Genomic DNA, 8,943 nt, shown 5'->3' with positions numbered 1-8,943 from the left:
GCCCTGGAAAGGGTTTTTGCTGAACTGGAAAAGTCAAAACCGGAAATTGAAGGAACAATTATTGGCGTTTCAGGGAATAAAGAGGCGCTAAACCGGAACAAGCGCTTTCTAGAGGAAGATTTAAACCGTACCTGGACAGTAGAAAATATTCAGGAAAAGAAACAAGAAACCCATGAACAACGGGAAATGTGGGAGATAATTGAGGTCCTGGAGCAACACCCCGAAAGTAATTACACGAAACGCTATTTTCTGGATTGTCACACCACCTCCTCTCCCAGCCTGCCCTATATTTCTGTCCAGGAAGTGAATGATAACGATGAATGGGCCCATAAGTTCCCCACCTATATCGTACGCGGATTCAGCGATATGGTTTATGGTTGTATAGACCATTATTTAAGCCGAACGGGACTTACCGGCTTTGTACTCGAAGCCGGTCAGCATACCGATAAAACTTCGGTGGAAAATCACGAGGGCGTGATCTGGCTGGCACTAAAAGAAGCCTGTAAGCTGGATCTCAAACAGATTTCCTGTTATCCCGCCTGTGTAAATAACTTCGCTGAAAAGAATGCACCAGTGCAAAAGACCTTTGAACTGATGCACAGGCACGGCCTGAAAGATTCAGACGAATTTAAGATGCAACCGGGTTTTGAGAATTTCCAGAAAATCAAAAAGGGGGACCTCCTGGCAATCCAGAATGGAAAGGAAATTAAAAGTGAGTGGGATGCCCGTATTTTTATGCCACTTTACCAGGCACAAGGCAATGATGGCTTTTTCGTAGTAAAAGAAGTCTAAATTCCATAATTTAAAATTCCTCTTAGAATGAATTCACCTTAAGGGGAATTTTTATATCCAGGTCTCTGAGACAACGCTCTTCCCAGAGATAGGCTGTGTTCTCTGGCTGACATATAATGTCAGCCTTCACCCAAGAGAAACCTGTTCCACAGGAAAATATTATATAAGACCGGGCCAGCCTTTAAAAAAATCCTTTTAATGATTTATAAGCCTGAAAAAAGCTTTACTCTGAAAATTCAATACAAACCGGAGTTTTTACTTTCAACGGTTCCAAATGCGGACTCAATTTACCATTCATTTTATTAATCCTGAAAATACTGATGTTATCAGAATTCTGATTTGCGGCATATAAAAAACTGCCATCGGGAGAGATCGCAAAATTTCGTGGAAACTCTCCCTGTGTAGAATAATGGCTTATGAATTCAAGTTTTCCATTTTTCTTGTCTACCTGAAATGCTACAATACTGTTATGGCCTCTATTGGAAGCATATAAAAAATCCCCGCCTGGATGCATGTGAATGTCAGCCGTAAAATTCTTTCCATCAAAATTTTCCGGAAGGCTTGAATAAGATTCAACTATATGCAGGCCACCTAAAGAATCTCTTTGGAATACAGTAATTGAGCTATTAAGTTCATTTATGCTGTAAGCGAATTCCTCGTTCTTCGAAAATGAAAAATGTCTTGGCCCGGCGCCCTCTTCCAGTTTCACAAAAGGCTGGTTATTCGGACTCAATCTTCCCGATTCCGGATCAAAATTATAAATCCAAACCTTGTTATTCCCCAGATCATTGATATAAGCGAATTGGTTGTCTTTGGAAATACTCACCGAATGGGGGTGAGAAGCTTCAGCGTTTTCAAGCCTTATTTTTTGTCTTTTCAGAAGGATTCCCTGCTCATCCCTTTCGTATAGCATCACCACGCCTCCCACATAATTTGAAGCAAAAACATATTTACCCGTTTGATCAATCTCTATATGACAGGGCGCGAAGCTTTCCGTAGAGATTTTTCCTATTTCTTCAAGGTAGTTATCACCTTTTATTCTGAAAGAATGAATAAAGCCCGATTCATCGTCGCCGGGCCCCAGTTCACTCACCGCATAAAGATTCTTGCCATCGGGCGAGGCCTTCACAAAACTTGGATTGATCATTTCAGCCACACAAACAGCTTCACTTAGCGCTCCTGTCCCGGATATTTGATGTATTAAATATATTCCATCCGCTTTACCATCTACATGGCCTTCGGTTTTGGTGTAAGTACCGATGTAAACCGGATTTTGAGCAAACCCGTGGATACTCAACAAACAGAATAAAATAACTGGAAAAAATTTCATTTTTTTTATAACCATTTTTTACGTTTAAAATAAAAAAGCATTAAAACAAAGATAGTGAGCATAACCCCCCAAAGCACATAATAACCGTATTCCCACTGGAGTTCAGGCATATTTTTGAAGTTCATCCCATATACTCCTGCGATGAAGGTAAGTGGAATAAAAATCGTGGCGATGATGGTAAGTACTTTCATTACCTTATTCATCTTGTTGCTTAAAGTGGTCATGTACATATCCATAAGGCCCCAGGTCATCTCCCGGTATATATCGATATTCTCTGAAACCTGGAGTACATGATCATAAAGGTCGCGTAAATAATTTAAGGTGCGATCATTGATGAGGTTCCCATCCATCTTCTCCAATCTGCTCACCACTTCCCGCAGCGGAAAAACAGCTCTCCTAATTCGTAAAATCGTGCGTTTAAGTTCCTGGATTTCGAAAGTTATATCATCATTAGGTTCACTTTCAAAAAGGCGTTCCTCAAGGTTCTCTATCTTATCTGCGATCTCTTCAATAACTATAAAATAATTATCTACAATAGCATCGAGCAAGGCGAAGAGTAGGTAATCTGCGCCATTAGAACGAATTCGGCCATGAGATTCGCTGAGCCTGTCTCTTACATTATTAAAAACGTCGCCTCCCGCTTCCTGAAAACTTAATACATAATCCTTGCCCAACACAAAACTGATATGCTCATTTTCCAGATGGCCGTTTTTCCCATGGTAAAGCATTTTAGCGACTACAAAAATGTAATCATCGTATTCATCAATTTTTGGTCGCTGATTGGTGTTGACAATATCTTCTATAATAAGCTGGTGCAATTCGTAATATTTACCGAGTTTTTCAATATTCTCGGTATTGCTTAGCCCATCAATATTGAACCAGGTAACCTTTTCGGGAGCATCAAATTTAAAAGCATCTTCAGGAGTTTTGGAGATAAAACGTTCAAAGCTTTCTTTATTATAATCTATTACCTCTAATTTAGTCTCAACAGATTCTTTATGACCTATGTATGTCACCGTGCCCGGGGCCTGGTGCAGCGCCTTATCAGGTTTGGGACGTCTAAGGGAATACCTTTTTCTTTTAATCATCAGGAATTCTTTCCCATAAAGGTAGGAAAAAGACTTAAAGTGAAACCGAAAGATTTATTACGGCGTTTTTCAGAATAAAAAAAGGAGAAGGTTTTAGGCCTTCTCCTTTTAAATATTTTAATTTAAATCTTACTCAACTACATACATCTCGTTTGAGGCCTTGATGTACTCCTGTGGATTAAAGGTGTTTTCAAAACTGTTTCTTACCAAATCTAATTTTAGTTTAAGCTGAGCCATTCTATCCTTAAGGTACTTATCGTCTTTATATTTCTTTATTAAATGCTCATACTTGTTTAGATTCTCCAGAATCCTGAAGGTGATGGTCCCGAACCTGATCTTTAGGTTTTTTACGGCAATCATCTGGTCGTGATAATCCTGTTTCCAGTTTTCAGGGTTTTTAGCCTTTTCTTCTACAATTTTGTTTTCTGCAATTTTAGAAATATCCAAAATATATTGGGTACGTTTTTTAGCATCGGTCTCGTTAGTGAAATTCTTCTCAAACTCTTTGAGGTCGATCCCCAGCATTCCGGTAAGATTCTCTTTCAGGGCTTTGTTTTGAAGTTCTTTCAACTCATCAAGACTCTTATTGATCGATTCCCATTCGGTTTCGATTAGATCCTTATCGTGAGTAAACTGGGCGACCGTAGTAGTAAGCTTCAACATTTCGGTACTGCGCTCTCTAAGTTCCTGGTCACGGCGTTTAAGGTTATTGATGAAACTACCAATCCCATCAAACAGACTTCCGGCAAGCATCCCGGTAAAGGGAGTTCCTTTGCTTAGATCACCGGTTACGGTTAGGATATGACTTAAGGCATCAAGGCGGGCATCATCCTTTTTCTCTTCATCCACATATTTTTTAAAGGTGCCGAACCATTCCTTGTAACCATCATAATTCATAGGATTACTAACCTGATCCAGGGTGGAATAGAATTCCCTTGAACTATTAAAAAGATTTAAAGGTTTTATCTCCCGCTCCATCGAGGCCAGGTTAAGCACCGCAGAACTATAATTGTATTTGTATACACTCACGGTGTTCTTATCCAGCTCCTCCTGCCTTTGTTCCAGGTATTTTACTCGCTCCAGCAGCTTTTCAACCTTCTCGGATGAGGAATTTGAATTTTTAATACTCTCATCCAGAGTACTAATCTTGGAATCGATTTCCTTGATCCTGTAATCCAGATTTCGGCTTAGGAGACTTCGTTCTCTATTGAGTTCATTAAGCACCTGTTCGGTCACCGATTGATTTTCTTTAAAGCTTTGAGTCTGACTTACAGCAGAAAGGGAAAACAGTAAACTAATTATAAATAAGGGTATCTTCTTCATAGACTTTGGGTTTATAAAACCTGATTTTCAATTTATAAGAATAAAACGCACAGGGTTTTTACATATTTTGTGCCAGCCTGTTTCAGGGGTGAATTTAAAGCAGAAACCCTGGTTTCTTCATTAGAATTTTCTAAAATTCTCAGTATATATGTTCTTCTTTTCCCCAATCTATGCCACAGGCACCAGTTCCCTAAATCTTTTTATAACTTTAAACCTAAGCTTTATCATATTCCTTATTTTTAAGAGCTTGTAACTTTAAAATCAAATCAGAAGTCCAATTATGAAAAAATCTGGCCTTGATCTCTATTTTCTACTACCCGTAAAGAATTTTATAGAAAAACAGACTTCTGTTGGATTGGTGTTAATATTTTCCGCTATCCTGGCCATGATCGTAGCTAATTCTCCACTTGCTGAAGCTTACCACAGTCTCTGGAAACAATATATCCATCTTGGTATAAACGAATTTGTTTTAAGAAAAAACCTCTTGCACTGGATTAATGACGGACTAATGTCTATTTTCTTTTTTATGGTAGGCCTGGAATTAAAAAGAGAGATCCTTCAGGGGGAATTATCCAGCTTTAGGAAATCTATCTTACCTGTGGCTGCTGCCATTGGGGGTATGCTCGTGCCAGCTGCCATCTACCTTTTCCTTAATTCTGGAGGGCCTGGTGTCTCCGGTTGGGGTATTCCCATGGCCACAGATATCGCGTTTGCTTTAGGAATTCTTTTTCTGCTGGGTGACCGAGTGCCGTTTACCTTAAAAATACTCCTTACGGCAATTGCTATTGTAGATGATCTGGGAGCAGTTCTGGTGATTGCATTTTTCTATACTTCTGAAATTTCTATTGAAAGCCTGGCAATTGGAGCCTTTTTTCTACTAATTCTAATAACCGCAAATATTATTGGAATAAGGAATACGCTTTTTTACGCAATCATGGGTATAGGTGGTTTATGGCTGGCAATTTTACTTTCAGGGGTTCATGCCACTATAGCTGCGGTGTTGGCTGCATTTGCTGTACCAACTTCAAAACGTATCAATACCCCGCTTTTTCTGCGGAAGGCAAAAATGCTTTCTTTTGAAATAAAACAACATTACCGCGACAGGGAAAAACACCCTCGTGACGCTGAAGAAAAAATCACCCATACCATAGAAAAATTCTCTTCGCTAACCGAAGATGCAACTCCCCCACTCCAACGTCTGGAACACTCACTTTATCCCTTTGTGAGTTTTGTGGTCCTTCCAGTTTTCGCCTTTGCAAATGCAGGTGTTACTATAGATGTTGAATCTTTTGATATTTTTCATAGTCCGGTAAGCCTTGGTGTTATCTTCGGACTAATTTTCGGGAAATTCTTTGGAATTGTCATCTTCACCAGGCTTATGGTTTTCTTTAAAATTTCGGCCTTACCCAGAAATGTAAAATGGAAACATATTTACGGTTTAGGGTTTCTTTCAGCCATTGGATTTACTATGTCATTATTTATTACTGAACTCGCTTTTGTTGATAAAACACTACAAGCCCAGGCAAAGATCGGCATTCTGTTCGCTTCTATGCTCGCTGGAATAATTGGATATTTCTACCTAAATATTATCACTAAAAGAAAAAGGAAAGTTTAACAATTGAAGGATGCAGATTATTAAAATTTTCCTAATTTTAATTCATGAAAGTGGGTGGAACAATTCTTAATTAACTAATAAACCTGATTCTAATCATATAACAACCGGCGCAATTGCCCAAAATTTGTCGGAAAATATAACTTGCATATGACCAGTTGTTTTCACTGCGGTGAAGAATGTAGAGAAGAGCATTTGCGGTATCAGGAAAAAGATTTCTGCTGTACGGGCTGTAAAACCGTCTATGAGATCCTGAATGAAAGTGACCTTTCCTATTATTACGATCTGGATAATAACCCGGGAATTTCACCAGCTTTTTCCGAGAAGAAATTCGATTTTCTCGACAATAAAGACATCGTAGCAAAACTTTTGGAATTTGACGAGAACAACACCCAGGTAGTTAACCTGCTTATTCCCTCTATGCACTGCAGTTCCTGTATCTGGGTGCTCGAAAACCTTAATAAACTTAATCCCGGAGTAAAATCATCCCAGGTTGATTTTCCGGGTAAAACAGTGCGTATTACCTATAATCCTGAAGATGTCTCGCTAAAAGACCTGGCTTACCTGTTAAGCAGAATTGGCTATGAGCCCTACATTTCCCTGAACGATTTTGATCAAAAGAAACCCGATATAAACCGAAGCCTAATCTATAAATTAGGAGTAGCGGGCTTTGCCTTTGGCAATGTGATGTTCCTCTCATTTCCGGAATATTTTGAAGTAAATGAATTCTGGTTAGATCGATTCAAAAATTTATTCCGCTGGATGATGTTTGCCTTTTCCCTTCCCGTAGTTTTTTACGCGGGTTCTGGTTATTTTATTTCCGCTTATAAGGGGCTGCGTGCAAATATGCTGAATATAGATGTGCCAATAGCTTTGGGAATTGCCGTATTATTTCTGCGCAGTACCGCAGAAATTGTTTTAGACCTGGGAACAGGATTTTTTGATAGCCTCACCGGGCTGGTGTTCTTTCTGCTTTTAGGTAGGTTTTTTCAGCAAAAAACATACTCCTATCTCTCTTTTGAGCGGGATTATAAATCTTATTTCCCCATTGGAGTTACCCGAATTAATTCAAAAAACACCGAGGAACAGGTTCAGGTTTACGATATCGAACCCGGGGATCGAATTCTGATAAGAAACGGAGAGTTAATTCCAATAGATGCCGTGCTGATGAAGGGGGATGCCCTAATAGATTACAGTTTTGTAACCGGCGAAGCCAACGCCGTGGAGAAATTACAGGGAGAAACCCTGTTTGCCGGAGGTCGCCAGCAAGGAGGATTGATCGAAATTGAAGCCATAAAAGCCATAAACCAAAGTTATCTAACAAAACTATGGAGCAATGAGGTTTTTAAAAAGAATAAGAATTCAGCATTCCAAAGCCTTATCAACCAAATCAGTAAGCGTTTTACTGCAGCCGTTCTTAGTATTGCATTTCTGGCCAGCTTGTTTTGGATAATTTACGATCCTACAAAGGTTTTAAATGTTTTTACCGCCGTATTAATTATAGCCTGTCCCTGCGCTATAGCCTTGTCTACGCCTTTTACGCTAGGTAATTTGCTTCGTATCTTCGGAAGGAATAAACTCTACCTAAAGGAAGCAGGAATCATTGAGCAAATCGCGCAAATTGATTGTCTGGTTTTTGACAAAACCGGAACCATCACCACTAATAAAAAGGCCGAAATCTTTTACGAGGGCCTTAAGCTCAGCAGAGAAGAAGAGAAACTCCTTAGTGGAAGTCTTCGTGCCTCGGGGCATCCACTTAGCCGGCAGTTATACGATATTCTTAATAAAAATGAGATCTTAACCCCTGAGGAATTTACCGAACATACCGGAAAAGGAATCGAAGCAAAACATAAACAAAGCAATTTAAAAATAGGTTCTGCAGACTTTGTACAGCAACCTTTTAGTGATACCGCACAGGTTAATAAAACAGCGGTTCATATTAGCAGTAACCGTGAATATAAGGGGCGTTTTATTTTCAGAAATTCCTATCGGGAAGGCCTGCAGGAACTTCTGGAAAAACTTGGTAAAGAAAGACAAATATTCATACTTTCGGGAGATAATGATGGTGAAAAGGAACGCTTGGAAAAAATGCTTCCGCTTCAAACGAAATATTATTTTAACCAGAAACCAGAGGATAAACTTAATTTTATAAAAAGACTTCAGCAGCAAGGAAACAGGGTGATGATGGTGGGAGATGGACTTAATGATGCCGGGGCATTGGCACAAAGTGATGTAGGAATATCAGTTTCAGAAAATATAAATGTATTTTCCCCGGCATGTGACGGGATTCTGGATACTTCCAGGTTAAAAGACCTGCATAGCTTTTTTGAAATTTCAGAAAAGGGAATGAAAATTATTAAGTGGAGTTTTGTGCTGAGCCTGTGTTATAACCTGGTTGGACTCGCATTTGCAGTTACCGGGAATTTAATGCCGGTAATCGCTGCAATACTAATGCCTCTAAGTTCCATTAGTATAGTAGCTTTTACAAGTCTGGCAACTAACATGGCCGGGAAAAGGCTTAGGCAATTTTAAACTTATTAAACCTGATTGAGGTCATATTTTAAATTTTAACGAACTATTATTTTTGTTTCGCAATTAACTAAACAATGAATATCATCTACCTGCTATTGGCACTAAGCGTTCTAGTAGCCATAATATTCTTTATAGCTTTTATCCTCTCGGTAAAAAAGGGCCAGTATGACGATATGTATACACCTTCGGTCCGTATGCTGTTTGAAGACGAATTAGTAAACTCAAAATCCAAAAATAAAACCACCAAACAAGAGAAAACTGAATAA

The 8,943-nt window shown here is 39.1% G+C and carries 7 protein-coding genes; 4 read left to right on the top strand and 3 right to left on the bottom strand.

The window, feature by feature from the left end:
- Positions 1-792 (top strand): succinylglutamate desuccinylase/aspartoacylase domain-containing protein (locus VIM94_RS02295; RefSeq protein ID WP_332037674.1); only part of this gene is annotated, 792 nt, incomplete at its 5' end.
- Positions 793-1,015: 223 nt separating this feature from the next.
- Here the strand turns inward: VIM94_RS02295 and VIM94_RS02290 are convergent.
- The 3 genes from VIM94_RS02290 to VIM94_RS02280 form a co-directional block, all read right to left on the bottom strand.
- On the bottom strand, positions 1,016-2,122 hold the full coding sequence (locus VIM94_RS02290; protein ID WP_332037673.1) for a lactonase family protein: 1,107 nt from the start codon (positions 2,120-2,122) through the stop codon (positions 1,016-1,018).
- Positions 2,123-2,127: 5 nt separating this feature from the next.
- On the bottom strand, positions 2,128-3,210 hold the full coding sequence (corA, locus tag VIM94_RS02285) for a magnesium/cobalt transporter CorA (protein WP_332037672.1): 1,083 nt from the start codon (positions 3,208-3,210) through the stop codon (positions 2,128-2,130).
- Positions 3,211-3,339: 129 nt separating this feature from the next.
- A complete protein-coding gene (locus tag VIM94_RS02280) occupies positions 3,340-4,533 on the bottom strand; it encodes a hypothetical protein (RefSeq protein ID WP_332037671.1) in 1,194 nt (397 codons plus the stop codon).
- 280 nt (positions 4,534-4,813) lie between these two features.
- Here VIM94_RS02280 and nhaA point away from each other — a divergent pair, with 280 nt between their 5' ends.
- From nhaA to ccoS, 3 genes are all read left to right on the top strand, one after another.
- On the top strand, positions 4,814-6,148 hold the full coding sequence (gene nhaA, locus VIM94_RS02275; RefSeq protein ID WP_332037670.1) for a Na+/H+ antiporter NhaA: 1,335 nt from the start codon (positions 4,814-4,816) through the stop codon (positions 6,146-6,148).
- Positions 6,149-6,295: 147 nt separating this feature from the next.
- Positions 6,296-8,677, top strand: coding sequence for a heavy metal translocating P-type ATPase (locus VIM94_RS02270; protein WP_332037669.1), 2,382 nt, complete (start codon positions 6,296-6,298; stop codon positions 8,675-8,677).
- Between the two features lie 74 nt (positions 8,678-8,751).
- Complete coding sequence (gene ccoS, locus VIM94_RS02265) at positions 8,752-8,943, top strand: cbb3-type cytochrome oxidase assembly protein CcoS (protein WP_081211004.1); 192 nt, start codon at positions 8,752-8,754, stop codon at positions 8,941-8,943.

Source organism: Salegentibacter sp. (assembly GCF_036568425.1).
GTDB lineage: Bacteria > Bacteroidota > Bacteroidia > Flavobacteriales > Flavobacteriaceae > Salegentibacter.
Note: the sequence above shows the minus strand (reverse complement) of the source record. Positions and strands in the feature narration are given on the sequence as shown.